General features: G+C 29.0%; 24 protein-coding genes. 23 read left to right on the top strand and 1 reads right to left on the bottom strand.

Annotated features, from left to right (window positions below; genetic code table 11):
* Window positions 1-36 precede the first annotated feature (36 nt).
* The 16 genes from OCU47_RS07040 to OCU47_RS07115 all read left to right on the top strand — a co-directional run bounded on the left by OCU47_RS07040 (window position 37) and on the right by OCU47_RS07115 (window position 15,459).
* On the top strand, window positions 37-2,253 hold the full coding sequence (locus tag OCU47_RS07040; RefSeq protein ID WP_261827890.1) for a stage V sporulation protein D: 2,217 nt from the start codon (window positions 37-39) through the stop codon (window positions 2,251-2,253).
* Between the two features lie 92 nt (window positions 2,254-2,345).
* Window positions 2,346-3,803 (top strand): UDP-N-acetylmuramoyl-L-alanyl-D-glutamate--2,6-diaminopimelate ligase, encoded by a 1,458-nt coding sequence (locus OCU47_RS07045; protein ID WP_261827891.1) that lies wholly within the window; start codon window positions 2,346-2,348, stop codon window positions 3,801-3,803.
* Entirely contained in the window at window positions 3,803-5,158 is a 1,356-nt protein-coding gene (locus OCU47_RS07050; RefSeq protein ID WP_261830595.1) for a UDP-N-acetylmuramoyl-tripeptide--D-alanyl-D-alanine ligase, read from the top strand. Before OCU47_RS07045 ends, OCU47_RS07050 begins: the two co-directional genes overlap by 1 nt.
* A gap of 36 nt (window positions 5,159-5,194) precedes the next feature.
* Window positions 5,195-6,154 carry a phospho-N-acetylmuramoyl-pentapeptide-transferase gene (gene mraY / locus OCU47_RS07055; RefSeq protein WP_261827892.1) on the top strand — a complete coding sequence of 320 codons (960 nt, stop codon included), beginning with the start codon at window positions 5,195-5,197 and terminating at the stop codon, window positions 6,152-6,154.
* Window positions 6,155-6,179: 25 nt separating this feature from the next.
* Window positions 6,180-7,292, top strand: a complete 1,113-nt coding sequence (gene ftsW / locus OCU47_RS07060; RefSeq protein ID WP_261827893.1) for a putative lipid II flippase FtsW — start codon at window positions 6,180-6,182, stop codon at window positions 7,290-7,292.
* 134 nt (window positions 7,293-7,426) lie between these two features.
* On the top strand, window positions 7,427-8,179 hold the full coding sequence (locus OCU47_RS07065) for a cell division protein FtsQ/DivIB (protein ID WP_261827894.1): 753 nt from the start codon (window positions 7,427-7,429) through the stop codon (window positions 8,177-8,179).
* Window positions 8,180-8,197: 18 nt separating this feature from the next.
* Window positions 8,198-8,920, top strand: coding sequence for a DUF881 domain-containing protein (locus OCU47_RS07070; RefSeq protein WP_261827895.1), 723 nt, complete (start codon window positions 8,198-8,200; stop codon window positions 8,918-8,920).
* A 10-nt stretch (window positions 8,921-8,930) separates the two neighbouring features.
* Complete coding sequence (locus OCU47_RS07075; RefSeq protein WP_261827896.1) at window positions 8,931-9,269, top strand: small basic family protein; 339 nt, start codon at window positions 8,931-8,933, stop codon at window positions 9,267-9,269.
* 14 nt (window positions 9,270-9,283) lie between these two features.
* The gene (locus OCU47_RS07080; RefSeq protein WP_261827897.1) at window positions 9,284-10,009 is read left to right on the top strand and encodes a DUF881 domain-containing protein; all 726 of its coding nucleotides are present in this window, start codon (window positions 9,284-9,286) and stop codon (window positions 10,007-10,009) included.
* 112 nt (window positions 10,010-10,121) lie between these two features.
* The gene (locus OCU47_RS07085) at window positions 10,122-10,784 is read left to right on the top strand and encodes a YggS family pyridoxal phosphate-dependent enzyme (protein ID WP_261827898.1); all 663 of its coding nucleotides are present in this window, start codon (window positions 10,122-10,124) and stop codon (window positions 10,782-10,784) included.
* Window positions 10,785-10,804: 20 nt separating this feature from the next.
* On the top strand, window positions 10,805-11,254 hold the full coding sequence (locus OCU47_RS07090; protein WP_261827899.1) for a cell division protein SepF: 450 nt from the start codon (window positions 10,805-10,807) through the stop codon (window positions 11,252-11,254).
* Window positions 11,255-11,305: 51 nt separating this feature from the next.
* Window positions 11,306-12,073 carry a YlmH family RNA-binding protein gene (locus OCU47_RS07095; protein ID WP_261827900.1) on the top strand — a complete coding sequence of 256 codons (768 nt, stop codon included), beginning with the start codon at window positions 11,306-11,308 and terminating at the stop codon, window positions 12,071-12,073.
* Between the two features lie 13 nt (window positions 12,074-12,086).
* The gene (locus OCU47_RS07100) at window positions 12,087-12,695 is read left to right on the top strand and encodes a DivIVA domain-containing protein (RefSeq protein ID WP_261827901.1); all 609 of its coding nucleotides are present in this window, start codon (window positions 12,087-12,089) and stop codon (window positions 12,693-12,695) included.
* Window positions 12,696-12,842: 147 nt separating this feature from the next.
* Window positions 12,843-13,754 carry an RluA family pseudouridine synthase gene (locus tag OCU47_RS07105; protein ID WP_261827902.1) on the top strand — a complete coding sequence of 304 codons (912 nt, stop codon included), beginning with the start codon at window positions 12,843-12,845 and terminating at the stop codon, window positions 13,752-13,754.
* A gap of 12 nt (window positions 13,755-13,766) precedes the next feature.
* Complete coding sequence (pyrR, locus tag OCU47_RS07110) at window positions 13,767-14,327, top strand: bifunctional pyr operon transcriptional regulator/uracil phosphoribosyltransferase PyrR (protein WP_261830596.1); 561 nt, start codon at window positions 13,767-13,769, stop codon at window positions 14,325-14,327.
* Window positions 14,317-15,459 (top strand): THUMP domain-containing class I SAM-dependent RNA methyltransferase, encoded by a 1,143-nt coding sequence (locus tag OCU47_RS07115; RefSeq protein ID WP_261827903.1) that lies wholly within the window; start codon window positions 14,317-14,319, stop codon window positions 15,457-15,459. Before pyrR ends, OCU47_RS07115 begins: the two co-directional genes overlap by 11 nt.
* 71 nt (window positions 15,460-15,530) lie before the next feature.
* Here OCU47_RS07115 and OCU47_RS07120 read toward each other — a convergent pair whose 3' ends face one another.
* Window positions 15,531-17,231: an Rqc2 family fibronectin-binding protein gene (locus tag OCU47_RS07120; RefSeq protein WP_261827904.1), complete on the bottom strand. Its 1,701-nt coding sequence runs from the start codon at window positions 17,229-17,231 to the stop codon at window positions 15,531-15,533.
* Between the two features lie 89 nt (window positions 17,232-17,320).
* On the opposite strand from OCU47_RS07120, the gene OCU47_RS07125 reads away from it, so the two are divergent.
* The 7 genes from OCU47_RS07125 to OCU47_RS07155 all read left to right on the top strand — a co-directional run bounded on the left by OCU47_RS07125 (window position 17,321) and on the right by OCU47_RS07155 (window position 22,181).
* Window positions 17,321-18,301 (top strand): hypothetical protein, encoded by a 981-nt coding sequence (locus OCU47_RS07125; protein ID WP_261827905.1) that lies wholly within the window; start codon window positions 17,321-17,323, stop codon window positions 18,299-18,301.
* 101 nt (window positions 18,302-18,402) lie between these two features.
* Window positions 18,403-19,758 carry a GspE/PulE family protein gene (locus OCU47_RS07130; RefSeq protein WP_261827906.1) on the top strand — a complete coding sequence of 452 codons (1,356 nt, stop codon included), beginning with the start codon at window positions 18,403-18,405 and terminating at the stop codon, window positions 19,756-19,758.
* Window positions 19,751-20,761, top strand: coding sequence for a type II secretion system F family protein (locus OCU47_RS07135; RefSeq protein ID WP_261827907.1), 1,011 nt, complete (start codon window positions 19,751-19,753; stop codon window positions 20,759-20,761). The genes OCU47_RS07130 and OCU47_RS07135 overlap by 8 nt, the downstream gene beginning before the upstream one ends.
* A complete protein-coding gene (locus OCU47_RS07140) occupies window positions 20,761-21,201 on the top strand; it encodes a type II secretion system protein (RefSeq protein ID WP_261827908.1) in 441 nt (146 codons plus the stop codon). Before OCU47_RS07135 ends, OCU47_RS07140 begins: the two co-directional genes overlap by 1 nt.
* The gene (locus OCU47_RS07145) at window positions 21,179-21,613 is read left to right on the top strand and encodes a hypothetical protein (RefSeq protein ID WP_261827909.1); all 435 of its coding nucleotides are present in this window, start codon (window positions 21,179-21,181) and stop codon (window positions 21,611-21,613) included. Before OCU47_RS07140 ends, OCU47_RS07145 begins: the two co-directional genes overlap by 23 nt.
* Window positions 21,610-22,038, top strand: coding sequence for a competence type IV pilus minor pilin ComGF (locus OCU47_RS07150; RefSeq protein ID WP_261827910.1), 429 nt, complete (start codon window positions 21,610-21,612; stop codon window positions 22,036-22,038). The genes OCU47_RS07145 and OCU47_RS07150 overlap by 4 nt, the downstream gene beginning before the upstream one ends.
* A complete protein-coding gene (locus OCU47_RS07155) occupies window positions 22,023-22,181 on the top strand; it encodes a hypothetical protein (RefSeq protein WP_261827911.1) in 159 nt (52 codons plus the stop codon). Before OCU47_RS07150 ends, OCU47_RS07155 begins: the two co-directional genes overlap by 16 nt.
* The last annotated feature ends 70 nt before the right edge of the window (window positions 22,182-22,251 follow it).

Consider the following 22,251-nt stretch of genomic DNA (forward strand, 5'->3'; position numbering starts at 1 on the left):
TATATTGTTTACAGAAATTTTTCTGGAGGTAGTTACGTGAAGAATAGGAAATTTAGGGACAGAGGAATAATTAGAAAAAGAATGTATATAATCTTAAGTATGTTAGCTTTAGTGTTTTTTATATTGGTGTTAAGACTTAGCTATATAATGATATTTAAGTCAAATGAATATTCTGCTAAAGCTATTGAACAGTGGACAAGCGAAATTAAAATTTCAGCTAGAAGAGGTAAAATACTTGACACAAATGGAGTAGAATTAGCTGTAAGTGCCAATGTATATAGGGTTGATTTTGATTTAAATGCCATTAGAGCATATCTTCAAAGAAAGTACAATGATGCTCAAAAATATACTGCTATTTCCAAGCAAATAGCAGATGCTGTAGGAATCAGTGAAGATGATGTTTTGAAAAAGTTAAGATATAAGCTTCCGAGTGGAGCTAATGCTGGAAGTGCGACTTTGATTAGAAGAATTGAAAAAGATCCTGCAGATAAGGTAAAGGCTTTAAATATTTCGGGAGTAATGGTATCAGCAGATACAAAGAGATATTATCCAAATAATAATTTCTTAGCTCAAGTAATTGGAACTACTAATGTAGACGGAGTTGGTCTTGGAGGAATTGAGCTTCAATATAATAATGATCTTTCAGGCGTAGCTGGTATGAGAATTGCTGAATTAGATGCAAAGAGAAACTCAGAATTACCTTATGCTATTTCTAAATTTACAGCTCCAGTGGATGGCAAAGATGTAACGCTTACTATAGACGAAAAGATGCAAGAGTTTGCAGAAAAAGCAGCAACAATTGCGATGACAAACAATAAAGCAAAGGGTGCTAGTGTAATGATTATGAATGTTAAAAATGGCGAAATCTTAGCTATGGCTAATAAACCAGATTTTAATCCTAATAATCCTTATGATGGTGCTGAAAACTTTGAAGGAGCGACTTCTAGTGATAAAATACAAAAAATGTGGAGAAATCATTTAGTGAGTGATTCTTTTGAATGTGGTTCTATATTTAAAGTTATAACAGCTTCTGCAGGTGTAGAAGAGGGAGTGGCAGACGTAGGAGAAAAATATACTTGCGGTGGTGCTACTAATGTATTGGGAACTACAATTCACTGTTGGAAAACCAGTGGACATGGTACTCAAGCTTTTCCTGAGATTCTGCAAAATTCTTGTAACGTTGGTTTTATAGAGTTAGGAAAGAAAATAGGAAAAGAAAAATTAAATGAGTATATTAAGAAATTTGGATTTGGTAAAGTTTCAGGGGTAGATTTACCTGGAGAAGCTAAAGGAATAGTTAAAAAAACTGAGGCAATTAGTGATGTTGACTTAGCAACTATTTCATTTGGTCAAACTGATACTGTAAATCCAGTACAGTATATGGCTGCATTTTCAGCTGTTGGTAATAATGGAACATGGATTCAACCACATATTATGAAGGAAGTATCACATGTAGATGAAAATGGTAAGAGAGTAGTTGATAAAGAATTCCAACCTACAACAAAACAGGTTATAAGTGCTGATACAGCTAAAAGAGTAAGATCAGCATTAGAATTAGTTGTTACTAAAGGTTCAGCTAAGCAAGCACAAGTTGAAGGTTATCGTATAGGTGGTAAAACAGGTACTGCTCAAAAAGTTAATCCAGCTACAGGTAGATATTATGATGATAAGAGATATATATCATCATTTGCAGCAATGGCTCCTATAGATGATCCTCAAATTGCAATATTTATTACAATTGATGAACCAAGTGCAGGTGCATATTATGCAGGTGTAATTTGTACGCCTATTGGTCATATTTTATTTACTGATATTTTTAACTATATGGGTTCAAAAATTAATCATGAAGATACAGCATCTCTTGCTAAGAGTATTGTAATACCAGATGTAAGAGGACAAAAAGTTGAAGATGGAAAGAAAGCTCTTAAAGCATTAAACTTAGATGTTGAAATTAGTGGTGAGGGTGAGTATATTACAGATATCAAACCATTACCTGGTTGTACTGTAAAAGAAGGAACTAAGATTAATGTTGCACTAGGTAGTGCTTCTAACTATAATAAAGATGTAACAGTTCCAGATATAATTGGATATACTAAACCACAAGTTGAGCAGGTGTTTAAGGATATTGGATTGGAGTCTGAATTCCAAGGAGATGGTGTTGTAGAAAGCTCATCAATAAAACCTGGTGAAACAGTTAAAAAGGGATCAAAAATAAAATGTGTATTAGCAGTTGATGATGATTTAGGAGATTAGTAATTCTAGCATGTACCTGTGGTGCATGCTAGAATTTTGTAAATGGTCATTTTTCTAAGTTGTTATGCATAGAATTTAAGGAGTTGATTTTTATGTTACTTAAAAATTTGTTAGAAGGATTAGATTATCAATTAGTAAGTGGTGATGTAAATAGAGAGATAGGAAAAATTTGTTATGATAACAGAAAAGTTTCAAAAGATGATTTATTTGTGTGTGTCAAAGGATTTTCAGTGGATGGACATACTTTTGCTGAAAAGGCAACTGAAAATGGAGCTACAGTAGTAGTATGTGAAGATGAAGTGAAAGTTTTGGAAGGTGTTACAGTAATTAAAGTAGATAATACTAGAAGAGCTTTAGCAAAGATAGCATCAAATTATTATGGAAATCCATCTAAAAAACTTAAGGTTATAGGTATTACAGGAACAAATGGTAAAACTACCTCCAGCTATATTATCAGAGATGTACTTACCAAGGCAGGGAATAAGGTTGGTCTTATTGGTACGATAGCAAATTATATAGGAGATAAAAAATTTAAGACTGAAAGAACGACTCCAGAATCATTAGAACTTCAAGAGCTATTTAAACAGATGGTTGATGAAGGAGCTAATTATTGTGTTATGGAAGTATCTTCTCATGCTTTAGCCTTAGACAGGGTATATGATGTGGAGTTTGATTATGCAATTTTCACTAATTTAACTAGAGATCATCTAGATATGCATAAAACTTTTGAAGAATATTATAAAGCAAAGTTTAAATTATTTAAAATGGCCAATAATTGTATTATAAACATAGATGATGACTATGGAAAAAGAATTATTGAAGATTTAGAGGAAGATAAAAAATCAAAAAATATAGTTACTATATCTTTAAAACAAGATGCAGATTACACTGCAGAAAATATTTTACTTGGAGCCATGAAATCTGAATTTGATACTAAAGGCAAAAAATATGAAATGGAGATACCAGGACTATATAATGTTTATAATTCTTTAGGATGCATTGCAGTATGTGATTTGTTGAAGCTATCTTACGAGAAAATAAATGCTGCATTAAAAGAAGCTACTGTTCCCGGAAGATGTCAGAGAGTTGGTAAGAGTCATAACTTAGATTTTACAATTATTGTTGATTATGCGCATACTCCAGATGGATTGGAGAATATATTATCTACAGTAAAGCAAGTTACAAAAGGAAGAGTAATTGCAGTGTTTGGTTGTGGTGGTAACAGGGATACAGTAAAGAGACCACAAATGGGTGAAATAGCAACAAGAATTGCAGATATAGCAATAGTGACTTCTGATAATCCTAGAAAGGAAGAGCCAGCTCTGATTATAGAAGATATTCTTAAGGGAATAAAGGACAAGGACAATTGCATTACTATAGAAAATAGATATGATGCTATAAAGAAGGCTATAGAACTTGCAAAATCAGAGGATTCTGTAGTTATAGCAGGAAAAGGCCATGAGGATTATCAAATATTAAAAGATGAAACTATTCATTTTGATGATAGAGAAGTAGTTGAAGAAATTCTTCAAAATAGAAATGAGGTTTAATAATGAATTTAGGTTTAGAAGAGATACTGAAAGCACTTAATGGTAAAGTTGTAGTAAAAGGTAGGGAAGATTTTAAGGTAGTTTCTACAGATACGAGAAAAATTGAAGTAGGTAGTTTATTTATTGCATTAAAAGGCAATAATTTCAATGGGAATTTATTTATAAAAGAAGCAGTTGAAAAGGGAGCTACTATATGCATAGTAGATGAAATTCATTTCCAATCTGCTGAGATTACAGATTCAACAATAATAAAAGTAGACAATACTACAGAAGCGTTAAAAGACTTAGCAGAATTTTATAGAAAAAAGTTAAAAATAAAGGTTGTTGGAGTTACAGGTTCAACAGGTAAAACTTCTACTAAAGATTTAATTGCAGCTGCATTGAGTACAAAATATAAGGTGTTTAAAACAAAAGGAAACTTTAATAATGAAATAGGATTACCATTGATGGTATTTCAATTAGATGAAACTTATGATGTAGCAGTTCTTGAAATGGGAATGAGTGATTTTAATGAAATTCATAATCTTTCAAAGATAGCTAGACCAGACATTGCTGTCATAACAAATATAGGAATTTCTCATATTGAAAATTTAAAGACAAGAGATAATATATTAAAGGCAAAAATGGAGATAACAGATTTTTTAAAGGAAAAATCACCATTAATTCTTAGTGGCAATGATGATAAGTTAGTAACTGTGGAAAATTCTAATTTCAATGTTATAAAAGTAGGTTTAGATAATAAAGATTACTGCATAGATAACATTAAATTTTTAGAAAATGAAACTCAATTTAATACAATAATTGATGGAGAAAAAGTTAAGTTTACTATTCCTCTCCTTGGAAAACATAACGTGTATAATACTTTACTAGCCCTATGCGTAGGAAGAAATCTGGGGGTATCTGTTACCGAAATGCAACAAGGAATGGCAAATTTAGAAGCTACTTCAATGAGATTGGATATAATGAAGAAAGATAAGTATACAATTATTAATGATTGTTACAATTCTAGTCCAGCCTCAGTAAAAGCTGCTATAGAAGTTCAAAAGAATCTTTCTAGTAAAAGAAAAGTGGCGATTTTAGGAACTATGAAGGAACTTGGATTAGAGTCAAAATCTGCTCATTTCGAAGTTGGAAAATTTGCTAAGGATAATGATGTGGATTTATTGCTATTAACAGGTGAATTTACTGAAGAAGCTAGATTAGGTTATGGAGAGAAGAATGCTTATATTTATACTTCAGTATCTGAGTTAATAAACGACTTAGATAATAAGATAAAGATTGGTGATTCAATCTTAGTTAAAGCTTCTAGGAGTATGAAATTTGAGCAAATCATAGAGAGCTTAGATAAAAAGTAATAGAATGGGGGGACCACTAAAGTAGTGGTATAAATTATGGATAACAGTAGTTTATTATTATTAATATTAACAGTAGCGTTAAGTTTTTTAATTGCGAGTATTATAGGACCATTTATAATACCTATGTTAAGAAAACTAAAATTTGGACAGAATATAAGAGATGATGGTCCTAAAACTCATTTAAAAAAGGCAGGCACACCAACTATTGGTGGAATAATCTTTATTCTTTCTACTACAATTACTGTACTAGTTATGATACATGATTATAAAAGTCCGGCTATGGTCGTATTATTTGCATTTATTGCTTTTGGTTTTGTTGGATTCTTAGATGACATTTTGAAAATTATACATAAGAAGAATTTAGGTCTAAGGGCTTGGCAAAAGATGGTTTTATTATTCGTTGTTTCTAGTATATTAACTTATTACGCTTATAGTAATCTTGGTACAGAAATGGTGATACCATTTGCAAAGATTAATTTTAACTTTGGAATTTTATTTATTCCTATTGTTATGGTTTATTTATTGGCTTTTACAAATGCCGTGAATTTAACAGATGGGCTGGATGGACTATGCACATCAATAACTATTTTGGTTTTGGCATTTTTTGCAGCTATAACATATAAAATTAGTTTACCTTTATGTGTATTTTCAACTGCATTAATTGGAGGGTTATTAGGATTCCTTAGATTTAATGCTTATCCAGCAAAGGTATTTATGGGAGACACAGGTTCTTTAGCTTTAGGTGGAGCTGTAGCAGCAGTTGCAATGTTATTAAAAGCTGAATGGATTCTTGTAATTGTAGGTGGAATTTATGTTATTGAAACTTTATCAGTAGTAATTCAAGTAACATCATTTAAACTTACAGGTAAGAGAGTGTTTAAGATGGCTCCTATACATCATCATTTTGAACAACTTGGATGGAATGAAACAAAAATTGTTAGTATCTTTTCTATTATTACAGTATTATTATGTTTCCTAGGTTTCTTGTCTTTATAGAGCAATTTTATGGAGGAAAGCTTATATGAAAAAAAACAAAAATAAAATGGGGGAGATTGATTATATACTTTTTTACACGATATTCCTATTGCTTGCGATAGGTATAGTTATGGTGTATAGTTCAAGTTCTTATTGGGCTATGATGAACAAAGATTTTAATAATGATAGCATGTATTTTCTTAAAAGACAGGGTGCTTTTGGTCTTTTGGGAGCAGGTGTTATGATTTTTATGATGAGTATTGACTACCATAAATTAAAAAAATGGTGTGGATGGATAATGCTATTTACTATAGCTTGTTTGGTTGTTGTACTTGTTATTGGTACCAAGAAAAATGGAGCTGTAAGATGGATAGCTCTTGGACCTATAAATTTACAACCATCAGAAATAGCTAAGTATTCAATAGTGATTTTTCTGGCAGCTGTAATTGAAAGTGGTGGTAATAAGATCAATGACGTTAAGTTCATTATAACTCGATTATTAGGTATGTCAGCATTTTTTGCAGGATTGGTATTACTAGAAAAAAACTTAAGTATAGCCACTGTTATAATGATGTCAACATTAATAATTTTATATGCATCTGGAGTACCTAAAAAGATATTTGCAATGCTGCTTAGTGTAGTAGGAATAGCTGGTGTGGCTGGAATTTTTGCAGAATCCTATAGAGTTAAAAGACTATTTAATTTTGTTGATCCGTGGAAACATGCAAGTACTGATGGGTATCAATTGATACAATCTTTCTATGCATTAGGTGCAGGTGGTGTAGGTGGAATGGGACTTGGTCAATCAAGACAAAAAACCTTATACATGCCTGAACCGCATACAGATTTTATTTTTTCTATCATTGGTGAAGAACTAGGATTGATAGGATGTGTAGTGATAATTTTATTATTTATCCTTCTTGTTTATAGAGGAATTTTAATATCTCTGAGAGCTAAGGATATATTTGGGTCATTACTTGCTTTAGGAATAACCTCTGTAATAGCTATTCAAGCGTTAATTAATATAGCTGTTGTAACCGGATCTATGCCAGTAACAGGAGTTCCGTTACCGTTTATAAGTTATGGAGGTTCCGCGTTGATAATTAACCTCATAGGTATGGGTATACTTTTAAATGTTTCTAGACAAAAAGACAGATGACTTTTGAAAAGCACTGAATATCTAGTGATATCAGTGCTTTTATCAAGTGATAATTTAATAAAAATGTAATGAAATAATACATAGTTAGTGATAAAATATATAAAAGGAATTTAATACAATAAAGGATTAATAATATGGAAAATAATGTAAGTGAATTTATTGAAAGAAAAAAGAAAAGCAAAAGAAGAAAAAAAATAGTTTTATTTACTGCATTTTTTTTACTATTGCTTGTACTATTTCTAGCTAAAGCGCCTATTTTTAATGTGCGTAAGGTTGAATATTCTAATAATAAAATAATTAAATCAGAGGAATTATATAAGTTATATGAACCATTAGGAGTTAATATATTTTTTATAGATAATAAGGTTGTAGAGGAAAGTCTTAAAAAAAATCCTTATATAGATTCGGTTAAGATAATAAAAAAAATGCCTAATAAATTAACTATAGAAATTAAAGAAAAAGCTGTTACTTACTGTGTTGAAGATGGAAAACAAAAATATATTTTAAGTAATGATTTAAGTGTTTTAGAGTCTAGAGCAGATGTAAAGGATCTTAATTTAACGTTATTAATAAATCCGAAACCTGATGTTTTAAAAATAGGAAAGACGGTTTATTCAGATAGTAGACGTATTGAAATAGGAAAAAAACTAGCATCTTTAATTGAAAGAAATCAATCTAAAATAACATTTGATAAATTTGATATGGGAGATCCTAATAAACTTATTATTTATCATGGAAATGTGAAGATATTTTTAGGTAGTGATGATGAACTAGAAAATAAGTTAAATGCGGTAATTAATATATTGCAAGATGATGTTGTAAATATCAAAAAGGGAACTATAGATGTAAGTTTTAAAGGGAGTCCTGTAATTAAAGGAGAAAATTAGAGATGGAGGTATGTGACTATGAAGAAAAAAATATATAACCAACTAGTTGTTGCATTTGTTTGTGCATTATTGGGCATTTTTTTAGCATACCAATTTAAACTTCTGAATGCAAAAGATAAAAATAGCCTTGATGGAAAAACAGATACCACAGATATAATGTCTGAAGTTGAAAGTTTAAAAAAGGAAAAGGAACAACTGCAAACTCAGAATAACAAATTGTACGAAGAATTAAAAACTATAGAAGAAAATGCAGCTAAAGATGGTAGCATAACTAATGAAATGAAAAACCAATTAGAAAAATCAAGAATGATATTAGGAACTACAGATGTTAAGGGACCTGGAATAGTATTGACTTTAACTACAAAATCTTCAGTATTTTCTCCAAATGAATCAGATTATATTACTGATGATGAACTTATTCATGTAGTTAATTTATTAAATTATTCTGGAGCTGAAGCAATATCAATTAACGATATTAGAGTCACTCCTCAAACAGGTATTAAGGCAGCTAGTAATTATATTTGGATAGGTAATAATGATAGAATTTCTCCAAAAGATAAAATTGTTATTAAAGTTATTGGAGATAGAACCAACCTAGAAGGTGGGTTGAATTTTGTAGGCGCTTTAGATTATGGTGCTCTTGCAAGGAGTTATGATAAAAAAATATCTCCAGAATCTGAGATAAAAATACCTAAGTCAACACAAAAGATTACTACAGATAGTATAAAGATAGATAAATAGGGGTGAAAATATGATTGCTTTTATAGGATTATTAATAGGTATTTTTTTAGGATTAAAACTTAATATAAATATTCCAGATAAATTTTCTCCATATATGTCAGTGGCAATACTTGCATGTTTGGATTCAGTATTTGGTGCTGTAAAGGGAGGTTTATCAAAAAATTTTCAAGCAGATATATTCATTTCAGGATTCTTTGGCAATGCAATTTTGGCTGCTGCATTAGCATATTTAGGTGATAAGCTTGGAATACCAATATATATAGCCGCAGTAATAGTTTTTGGAGGAAGAATTTTTGATAACTTTGCTATAATTAGAAGATTAATTCTAGAGAAGATAAGAAAAAAATAATTGGAGGGATAATTTTGAAAAAAGATAATCCAAAGATATTTATTTTAATTACCTCTATTATTTTGGGAATGCTAATAGTGTCCAATATAGGGACATCTGATGGATCCAAGTATATGCAATTAAGTGCAAAAGAATATCAAGATGAGATAAATGAAAGAAGTAAGCTTTTAACTGACATATCAAAATTGAAGCATTCAAATAATGATGCCATAGATAAAATTAATGAATATACTTATGGCGGTAAAAAAGATGAACGTGTAATTGAAGATATTAAAGAAGAAATTGAATATAATAAAATGGTAATAGGGACGAATTCAGTAAAAGGTAATGGAATACAAATTGTTCTTAAAGATGGAATAGATAATATAACTGAAGAGGTTCAAGATAACACCTTATTATTAGTTAAAACATTACATGATAATGATATGATACAAGTAATTAATGAATTAAAGTTAGCTGGAGCGCAAGCAATATCAATAAATAATCAAAGAGTGTTGCCAAATTCAGAAGTTATGTGTGGTTGGGCATTTTTAAGAATTAATGGAGTAAAGACACCAGGGCCATTTACTGTAAATGTTATTGGTAATCCAGATATACTTATCTCTATTTTAGATAGAAGTGATAGTTATATAAAAACACTAAAAAATAGAGAAATAAGTGTAGAAATTACAAGAAAAAATGATATGGTTATTGCTGGGTATACTGGAGAGTTGAGTTATAGTAATTTGTCGGGAAAATAAAAAATTTAATTGATTTTAAAATTACATTAATTTTTTTGAAATATAAGAAGGATTTTTTTAAACTGTGGAGAATAATAACATATTAGATATTTAGAACTAAGGAGGATTGGTTTTGGACATTATAGAAAATATCGACAATATTAGAAGTAATATACCTGATAATGTGAAAATAATTGCAGTTTCCAAGACTAAACCCATAGAAGATATGCAAATTGTGTATAATTATGGAATTAAAGATTTTGGAGAAAATAAAGTTCAAGAACTACTAAAGAAATATGATTGTTTGCCTAAAGATGTGCGATGGCATCTATTGGGGCATCTTCAGCGTAATAAAGTAAAGTATATTGTTGGAAAGGTGGATTTAATTCAATCCCTAGATAGTATAAGGTTATTAGATGAGATAGAAAAAGAATTTTCTAAACAAGGAATTATAGCTAACGCTTTAATTCAAATTAATATAGGTAGAGAAAGCCAAAAATATGGAATTTTAGAAGAAGAACTGGAGACTTTGCTAATAAATATAGAAAAGTGTTCAAATGTTAAAATTCATGGTATAATGGCTATAATACCACGAAATGGAGAAACAAAAAATTCATTTTATTTTAAGAGACTATATGAGATATGGAATAAATTAAAGTTAAAACAATTTAAAAATATATCAATGGATGTTTTGTCTATGGGCATGACTCATGATTATGAAGATGCCATTAAGGAAGGTTCTAATATGGTTAGAATAGGTGAAGGTATCTTTGGAAAAAGAGAATATAATTTATAATTTTTAGGGGGATTTATATTATGGCTAAATTATTTGATAAGTTAGGAAAAATTATAGGATTTGACTATGATGAAGATGAATATGAAGATGAAGATGAAGAAATAACTGAAGAAGAAAGTGTAATAGAACCTGTTTTCCAAAAGAAGAATATTAATAATGGTAAAGTTGTAAGTATTCATTCTACAAATTCTGCAAAAGTTACTATAACAAAGCCAGTTACTTTTGAAGAAGCTACAGAAATATGTGATGCTATAAAATCTAGAAAAATAGTTGTAGTTAATACAACTTCTTTAGATAATAGAATAGCTCAAAGATTATTAGATTTTGTTAGTGGAGCATGTTATGCATTAGAAGGTGAATTACAAGAGGTTGAAAAAGGAGTATACTTGTTATCACCATCAAATGTAGAGGTTACAAATGAATTAAAGTCTGAATTAACTAATAAAGGTTTATTTAACTGGAGTAAATAATAGTTTTATAAGCTACTATTAAATGGAGTAATAAGTTGAGGAATTTTAGACATGGATAAAAGTAATTTTTATAAACATTTTGATGATAGCATAGAAAGAGATTTAGTTGATAAGTTATATAATAAATTTGTGCTGGCATTAAAAGGGGTATCTTTATGTACAAAAGAATTTTATACAATAAATATATATAATATTCTTAAAAGAATATGCACAGAGAATGGAATTGACTGTAGTTTTTTTGGCGGATTCCAATACGCCGAAAGAGGAATAATTACATTCAACAATGTGGATGCTACAGATATACAGATAAAGTTTATAGAAATAACTAATTCAAGTAAATTCAGTACTTTACTTCATAAGGATTATTTAGGAACAATATTAAGTTTAGGAATTGAAAGATACAAACTTGGAGATTTAGTGGTGCAAGGAGATGTTTGTTTTTTAGCAATTAGTCCTGAAATAATGGAAATTCTTTTTAGTGAACTTAAAAAGGTTAAAAAGACTCCTGTAACAATTAAAGAATTAGATAATGAATCTTTATTACCTAATCATAATTTTGAAGAATCTGTTATGACAATTACCTCATTAAGACTAGATAGCTTAGTATCTAGTCTAGCAAATATATCAAGAGCTAAAGCTGTGATTTTGGTGGATAGCGGTAATGTTTCAGTTAATTACAGCATAATTAAAGAAAAAAATAAGATTGTTGAGACAGGTGATGTTATCACCATTAGAAAAGTTGGTAAGTTTATTGTTGATGAACTTTTAGGATTTAGTAAGAGTGGCAAAAGCAAAGTAATTATAAAAAAATTTACATAGAGGGGTGACTTGGATGAGACTTACACCAATGGAAATAAGTAATAAAGAATTTAAACGAGGACTTAGAGGGTATTCTTCTGATGAAGTTGATGAATTTTTAGAAAAAATAGTAGAAGACTATGAAGCTACATTTAAAGAAAATACAATTTTAAAAGAAAAATTGACGGCTTTAAATGAGAAGGTTGAGCATTACAGTAAAATAGAAAATACAATACAGAATACATTGTTATTGGCTCAAAATACTGCAGAACAAGCTAGAAGTTCTGCTCAAAAGGAATCTGAACTAATAATTAGAAATGCTAATGATACAGCACAAAAAATTCTTGATAAAGCTCATAGTGATGTTTTACAAATTAATGATGAGTATGATAAGGTTAAACAAGAATTTGCTAAGTTTAGAGCTAAATATAGAAATTTTATGAATACACAATTAGAAACTTTCTCAGATTTAGAAAGAGATTTTGCTAAGAATTTTAGTATATCTGAATCAAAGGATAAGTTTATTGAAGAGAAGTCTATAGAAATTGATGAAGTAGCAGTAGATAAAATTAAACATTTTGATGAAGAAGAAATTGAAGAAGAAGGAATAGATGAAATTAAAAGTTTCTTTGCTAAAAAATAATCCTGTTTATCAGGATTATTTTTTTGTTTAATATTGTTTAGGCTTTATGGTATAATTAATTGGTTATGATTATATATAAAAATTTAATGAAACATGATTTATATAGTTTTAAATAGAAAACAAATTAATGTGAGGTAAATACATTACATGGAAGAAATAAAAATAATAGTTGATGAAATTTTTAATAACACTAGAATAGATAAAGTATTAGCAAGTAGTATGGAATGTAAATCAAGAAGTCATATTCAAGGATTAATTGAGTCTGGTAATGTAATTGTTAATGGAAAAGCAGTTAAGAGTAATTATAAGGTAAAGACATCAGATGATATAGTGATTACAGTACCAGAACCTTCACAATTGGATATTAAAGCGGAAAATATTGATATTGATATAGTATATGAAGATAGTGATATTGTTATAGTAAATAAAGCACAAGGTATGGTGGTACATCCTGCTCCTGGAAATTATTCTGGAACTCTAGTTAATGCTTTACTTTATCATTGTAAGGATTTATCAAGTATTAATGGAGTCATACGTCCAGGAATTGTACATAGAATTGATAAGGATACCTCTGGATTGTTAGTAGTAGCTAAAAATGACTTTGCACATATGAAATTAGCAGAGCAGTTTAAGGAACACTCAATTACTAGAGAGTATATCGCTCTTGTTGAAGGAACAATGAAGACCATGGAGGGAACAATAGATGCTCCTTTAGGCAGACATCCTAAGGACAGATTAAAGTTTGCTATAGTTGAGCATGGAAAGAGAGCAGTAACTCACTACAAGCTTATTGAGAATTTTGCCAGAGAAGCATTAGTATTATGTAGGCTTGAAACTGGTAGGACACATCAGATTAGAGTGCATATGGCATCAATAAATCATCCGTTAGTAGGAGATCCTGTTTATGGATTTAAAAAGCAGAGATTTAAAAGTGAAGGCCAACTTCTTCATGCAAAGACTATAGGATTTCTTCATCCAACTAAAAATGAATACATGGAATTTACATCAGATATACCTGAGTATTTTGAAGAAATAATTAAAAAATTAAGGGGGAATTAGTCAGTGGATACTATGAGACTTAAAGCCAATATACTTGATGAAAAATCAGTGAAGAGAACCTTGGTTAGAATTTCTCATGAAATTGTTGAAAAGAATAGAGGGGTTGAAGATATAGTTTTAGTTGGAATTAGAAGAAGGGGATATCCTATAGCTCAAAGGATTGCAGAAAACATAAAAAGAATTGAAGGGGTAGAATTACCCGTTGAAAGTGTGGATATAACTTTATATAGAGATGATTTGAGTACTATAACTGAAAAGCCAACATTAAAAACAGATGTAATGAAATTAGATGTAAAAGGCAAAAAGGTAATTTTAGTGGACGATGTACTTTATACCTGTAGAACTGTGAGAGCAGCAATAGATGCTATTGTAGATTTAGGTAGGCCTAATCTTATTCAGCTAGCAGTGTTAATTGATAGAGGGCATAAAGAATTGCCTATAAGGGCAGATTATGTTGGAAAGAATATTCCAACATCAAAAAATGAAATTGTAGCAGTACAAATTGAAGAAATTGATGGAGAAGATTCTGTAAAAATATATGAAATGATAGGAGGGGATAGTGATGCAATTTGATTTAATTGCCACAGCAACCTTTGGAATAGAAGCAATTACAGCTAAGGAATTAAAAAATTTAGGATATGACGATTTACAAGTAGAGAATGGTAAAGTAACCTTTGAAGGTGATGAAATGGATATTGCCATAGCTAATACTTGGTTAAGAACAGCAGACAGAGTTTTAATAAAAATGAAAGAGTTTGAAGCTAGAAGCTTTGAAGAATTATTTAATAAAACTACTGAGATAGAATGGTGGAAGCTTATACCTGTGAATGGTAAAATCCATGTAGTAGGAAAATCTATAAAGTCAACTTTACATAGTGTTCCAGACTGTCAATCTATAGTTAAGAAGGCTATAGTTAAGAATATGCAGGAGAGATATAAGGTAGATTGGTTTTCAGAAGATGGGCCAGTATATAAAGTTGAAGTCGCTATATTAAAGGATGTAGTTACTCTTACAATAGATACAACTGGACCAGGATTACATAAAAGAGGATATAGAGCAAATGCAGGAAGTGCACCATTAAAGGAAACTTTAGCAGCAGCATTGGTTCTTATATCAAGATGGGATAAGGAATCTCTTTTAGTTGACCCATTTTGTGGTTCAGGGACTATTCTTATTGAGGCAGCTTTGATAGCAAATAATATAGCGCCTGGATTAAACAGAACTTTTGTGTGTGAAGATTGGCCGATGATGGATCCGGATTTATGGGTACAGGTTAGGGAAAATGCTAAGAGAGTAATAAAAAACAATAGCTTAAATTTAATTGGATATGATATAGATGGAAGGGTGCTTGCAACAGCTAGAGCCAATGCAAAACTTGCTGGACTTGAAAGTATGATACATTTTCAAAGAGCTGATGTAAAAGATTTTTCATCAAGTAAAAAGTATGGGTATATTATAACAAATCCTCCTTATGGTGAGAGATTATCAGATGAGAAGGAAGTACAAAGTTTGTATAAAGTTTTGGGCGGCATAAAAAAGAAATTGCCGTTTTGGGAACTATATGCTTTAACTTCATATGAATTCTTTGAGAAATACTTTGGTGCAAAATCTAATAAGAATAGAAAACTATACAATGGTAAGTTGAAATGCTATTTTTATCAATACTTTAAAGACGTGGAAAGCAAAAAAGAAAAACTAATATAGATATACTAAACTTTAAAACGGTCTTAAAGATAATAGATGTTATCTTTAAGACCGTTCTATTTATATTTATTCTATTTAGCTTTTTCTAATTTTGGTTCTTCAGGATCAATAACAATAGTGTTGTTAGTATAATAAATTACCATACCAGGCTTTGAACCAGAAGGTTTTTTCACATTTCTAACTTGGGTATAATCTACTTCTACTTTAGAAGAGTCCTTACCTTTGCTATAATATGCAGCTAAGTTTGCAGCTTCTAATAAAGTTGAATCTGGCACCTTAGATTGCTTTATTATGACGTGAGATCCTGGGATTGTTTTAGTGTGAAGCCAAATATCTGTTTTGTCAGCAAACTTTAATGTTAAATAGTCATTTTGAATATTATTTTTACCAACATAAATGTCAATTCCGTCTGAAGATATAAAATGCATAGGTTTTGCTTTGCTTTCTTTTTTGGCTTTATTTTTGCTGAATTTTATATATCCTGAAACTACAAGTTCATTTCTTATTTCATCTAAATCAGTATATTCTTCAGCATTGTTTGTTGAGGTTAAAACAGAATTTAAATATTCTAATTCAGAAGAATTAATTATCAATTGTTCTTTAGCAGCTTCTTCAGTTTTTTTCAATTTATTATATTTTTTAAAATATGCCTGAACATTCTCAGAAGGATTTTTTAATGGATCTAACTTAATTGTTAGATAAGATTCCTCTTCGCTATAGTAATTAAGCAAGGAAATTTCATTCATACCTTCTTTTAATGAATAAATATAAGAGGTCAAAAGTTCACCTTTTATCCTAAAGTCATCTTTTTCCTCACAATCCTTTAATTCATTTTCTAAAATATTTTTTTTCTTCAAACATCTATCCATGTTTACTTTTATTAATTTGTGTAAATCAGAGGATTTAGAAGATAATCTATCCTGTTTATCCTTTGAACTATAAAATTCGTCTAAAAGATCATTGGGATTATCAAATGCTATTTTATTACTATACATTAAGGACTTTAAGTCATAGCAATAAAAATCAATAACAGATTTATTTGAGTTAGTAAATATATAGTAGTCGTTATTTGAGTTTATGGAACTAAAAACTTTTTTTGTAGTTTCTAAACAATTAGTATCAAATTTATCAGTGTTATTTAAACTAAATAGTTCTTTTGAAAATTGCTTACATACTCCATTAAAGTTCTTAGAGTAAAAATTATCACCAGTTATTTCTGAATTAAGCAAATTTTCTAGATTGTTGTTTTCAGCAAATGGGTCTATTTTGTCAGAAAGAGGTGGCATAACGTATTCAAATCCAGGAAGAAGTATTCTTACAGAGTTTACATCTGAAGATATATGTTTGATACAATCTACGATTTTATTATCTCTACTTCTAACCAAAGAGATATTGCTATGTCTGCCCATGATTTCGATATACAATGTGTAAATGCTGTTAAAACCTAGTTCGTCTGTAACTTCAAAATCAATTGAAAGAAATCTATCTGTATTATATTGTTTTATATTTACTATTTTAGCTCCTAACAAATATTTTCTAAGTACCATACAAAACATAGGGGCTTGAATTGGATTTGGTTTAGTTTGTTTTGTAAGGTGCATTCTGGGATAAGAGGAACTTGCTGAAATAAGCAATTTTACTTTTTTCATATTTCTAATTGAAAGATGAATTTCATCTTTTTCTGGTTGGTTAACTTTATCGATTTTCTTACCTATTAGCTCATTATTTAAAGTATTTATAATTTTATGAAGGAAAATGCCGTCAAATGCCATAATATCTCACCTTTCTTTTTTATTAAAAATAGTATAACATTTTATAGTATGTAGTTACAATAAAATAGAAGTTTAATGGTGATAAATAAATGAAAAAATTATTAAAAATAGGCTCGATTGTACTTATAGCTTTTGTATTTATGGGCTGTAACAAAGAACAGAAGAAAAATAAGGTGGTTAATCATAATTCAGCAATAAATGTTCCTCAATATATTTTACAAAGAAACATTGATGGGAAAATCAGTACATTTCAATGGGATAATAATCAACTAATTAATTTATCTGAAACCCCATATGGTAAAAATACTATTTTATTTTATAAAAATAAAATAGTAGAATCTTTGAATGAAGATCATATTAATATCAAAAAAGGTGATTTAAATATTAACTTAGAAGACAATGTTATATTCACTAAAATTAATCAAAGTGGGGATAAGATATTTTATAAGGTTTTAAACGGGGATATATATACGTATTATTATTTAGATTTAAATTCAATGAGAAAGCAGGAAATTAAGATTGATTTGTCAGCAGATTTAATTGAATGGACAGAAGATGATAATTTAATTTTTTATGGAGTTAGTAATAAAAAAACAGGTATTTTTACTTATAATATTAATGATAATCAGATTAATAAAATTATAGACATAAAAGAAGGATATGTTAATTATTTACATATGAATGGTGATGAGATAATATATTTATTTAATGGATTTACTGAGGGATCAGATATTAAAGTGTTTAATATGAAAACAAATAAAACTTCTACAAATACAGTACACTTTAAAGTTATAAAAGACTTGAAAGTATATGAAGATAGTTTAATAATTAAGAGTACAGAGGAAGACAAGGGCAACATATACGTTATAAGAAAAGGTGAGGTAAACAAAATAAATTATGAATTTCCAGAAGAGATAGAAAATGACTCCTATTTGTTGCAAAGTGGTTCAAAGACACTTTTTGTTGGCAAGAGTCAGGGAGCAGAAGGTTTATATAGCTATGATATTAAAAATAATGAAATAAAGTTAGAAATAGATTTAGAAGGGGAAAATTATATACCGAATACTTAGTTTAGAATTATTTCAAGATGATTTATGAATCTTGAAATAATTTTTTTGTTTTTGATTAGAAAAAAAGCAATATGGACATAATTTCAAAAAGGGAGGTAGCTATGAGTTTAATTAATTTTGAATTAATGGAGAAGCTTTCACAAGAATTTGTACTTAAACATATGATTTTACCAATTAAAAAGGAAAATAACGTTATAACAATAGAGGTATGCGAAAAAAATGAAAATATATTAAATTACTTGAAAACAATTTATGGAATGGAAGTTAATTTGGTATTAAGAAGCAGAGAAGAATTAAGAAAAAAAATTGAAGAGCAGTACAAAATTTTTGGCAATATGAATTCTAATGGGGAAAATAAATTAGTAGAAGAGATAATAAAATTAGCAATAAGGGAAAGAGCAAGTGATATACATTTTGAGTGTTATAAAGAAAAATGCGTAATTCGGTTTAGAATAGATGGAGTAATGTTTACTAAATTCATTCTAAACGTTAAACAATATAATGCATTGATTATTAGAGTGAAGTTTTTAGCCAATATGGATATTGCTGATAAGTTGACACCTCAGGATGGTAAATTAAGTTTTCAATTTGAAGATACAAAAAACTTTGATCTTAGAGTATCCAGTGTACCAACGATACAAGGAGAAAAATTAGTAATAAGACTATTGTTTAAGAATGAAGAACTATTGAATATAGAAAAAATGTGTTATACAGAAAAACAAAAGAGATTAATGGATAAAATAATTAAGGTACAAGAGGGGCTAGTGATTATTTGTGGGCCTACTGGTAGTGGAAAGAGTACTACATTATATTCATTGTTAAAACAAGAAAATTCAAATGAATTAAATATTACCACTATTGAGGATCCAACTGAATTCATAATGAATGATATAAATCAAATAAATATAAATGAGAAAATGGGATTAAGTTTTTCAAAAGCATTAAAACATGTTTTGAGGCAAGATCCGGATGTGATAATGGTAGGAGAGATAAGAGATGAAGATACAGCTCAAAATGCAGTTAGAGCTGCTATAACTGGCCATAAGGTGTATTCAACCTTGCATACAGATAGTATTTTTAATGTATGGAACAGGTTAAAGGACATGGGAGTAAAAGAATATTTAATTAAAGATTCTATTAAGGCAATTATATCTCAAAGATTGATTAGAAAGTTATGCCCTAATTGTAGGAAGTTAATAGAAGTAGATGATAATGATTTGAAAATAAAAAAAGCCTATAAGGCAGTTGGTTGTAAGCAGTGCAATAATGGGTACTCAGGAAGAATAGTTGTTTCTGAAATATTGTATGGAAATCTCCAGGAAAAAACCAAGCTTTCTGAAGAAAATTTTCAAAGTAAAGAAGAATGCCTATGTGACTATGTAGAAAATGGATATATTTCTATTGATGATTTTAAAAGATATATAAGTATAAGTGAGGATAAAAAAAATTTTGATTGATTATAACAGCATAATATTTATTGCTAGTAATTTGGGTTTGTTTTTAAAAAGTGGAATTGGTATAGCACAAGCTTTAGATGAACTGAAGCAAGAGATAATAAGCAAAAAATATCAAAAGAGTTTGCAAAACATTAAAGAATCTATTTCAAATGGGAATACTATATATGAATCTTTTTATGCATATAAAAGTTTGTATCCACCTGTATTTTTGATGTTCATAAATATAGGTGAGTACACTGGAAAGTTAGATAAGATATTAATTATATTAGCAGAGTATTATAAAAAAACTCAAAATGAAAGAAAAAGGTTAATTAGTTCATTAATATATCCTATAAGTGTATCCATATCTATAATCATATTCATTTTAATGTATATCATATTTTTATTGCCTAATATGGAACAGATGTATATTGGTATGGGGAAGCCTATAACCGGTGTGTTGGAAATATTAATAGGATTCAGCAAGTATATAAACAACAATTTTGAATTTGCACTAATATTATTAATTACAGCACCATTAATTATTTGTCTATTTTTTAAATTTCCTACAGTAAAAGATTTTAAGGCAAAGATTAAATCAAAACTTAAAATAGTAAATTTGAAGAGTGAATTATTTTTTATTAGGATGCTATATTTAATATCTGCTAGCGGTATATCATTAAATTCTGGTATACAAAAAATGCTAGAGATTGAAGGGGAGATTCAGAGAGAAGATATTGAGAATTTTTATTTTTATATAACAGAAGGAAACAGTATCAGTGATTCAATTAAAAAGTCATTCAAGTTTTCAAGAATAACTTCTTCATTAATTGCTATAGGCGAATCTACAGGGAGTATGGAAGAAAAGTTATTAAATATTATAGATAACCTAGAAGAACGATATTATTCTACATTATCAAGATATGTAAATTTAGTGCAACCTATATTGCTATTACTTCTTGGTATAGTGGTAGCTGGCTTGGCTGCATTAGTATATGGATCGTTATACGGAGGGCTAGCTTAGTGCGTAAAGGGTATACTTTGATAGAGCTAGTAGTTGTACTAGGAGTTATATGTATCATATGTTCCATCGCTACTGTATCCATAAAAGCATTAAAAAAGATTGAAAATGATATTAATAGGCAGGTTACTATACAAGAAGTTCAAGATATGTTGACTTATGCAAAACTATACTGTGCAAATAATAAGGTAACTGGAAACATATATGCTAATGCTAAAACAGGAGAATATAGATTTTTTTCTTGTAAAAAAACTAGAAGAAGAAATCATGTAAAGGGAGATATGAAGATAATAGGAATATATGAGTCTAGTGATAACTCTATTACAATTAATGCAAATGGAGAAGCATATGCAGGGGCTATTTTGTTAGCAGATAAAAGTGGAAAGGTAACGAGAATAAGTATAAGAGTAGGATTTTTTTATGATGAAATTAAAAACAAATAAAAATGGATTTATAATTATTGATGTAATGCTTGGAACTGCTATTTTTTCAATACTCATGCTTAGTTTTATATCACTTTACTCAACATATGAGAAGAGCAGAATAGAAAATATAAAGATAAAAGAGATTAATTATTATAGTAGTTGTATTATAAAGGAGCTAAAAAGCAACAATAACGAAACTTATATGAATAGTTTGTTGGATAAGAATAACTATATTAATGTTAATTATATAAATAATTTTGCTGTAGAGGATCAACCGCTGATTAATATATTTGAGGGGAATATCGTAGATTTGAAAAAATACATTAATGTATTAGTAAAAAAAGATAGTAGCATATATTCTTATGAAATTTTCTATGTTAATAAATACTATGGTGATAAGTTCAACTATACCATTAAGGGGAAATTATGAAAAAGGTTAAAGGAATTGCATTGATAGAGTTGATTATAGGTTTAGGCGTATCTGCTATGTTGTTAACTGCAACGCTGTTGGTAATGAATAAATCAATCAAAAATGCATATACACAATTACAGGCATCATATAAAGAGGAAAAACTGTATAGAATTATGAATACTATACTTTATCATATTGGTGATAAAAGTAGTAATAATAAGATATATGTTTCTGATAATAAATTAATAAATTATGATAAATCAAAAGAAAAAACTAAAATTTTGTACAAAAATGTTTTTGGTTTGAGGTTAGATTTAAATGGAACAACTCAAACTATATTGAATGATGTGCAGCAATTTAACTGTAAGCAGAAAGGGAATATTATATATATTTTGATAAAACTAAATTCAGGAGAGGAAATTAGAGAATGTATAAGAGCGTAAGAAAAAAAGGTTCTACAACAGTACAAATACTAGTTATCATGTTTTTGGCTCTTTTTTTAGTAAGTATAATGGTTAACTTATCAATTTATTCTTTAGAAAAAGCCAAAATGAAAACAATGATTATAGAAAACTCTATAGAGTAGGTGAGATAAATAGAAGTAACGCTTGACAAGTTTCAGCAACTTTTACAAGAAAGAAAAAGCAATAAAATAG

The sequence above is a fragment of the Clostridium sp. TW13 genome (assembly GCF_024345225.1).
Lineage (GTDB): Bacteria > Bacillota > Clostridia > Clostridiales > Clostridiaceae > Inconstantimicrobium > Inconstantimicrobium mannanitabidum.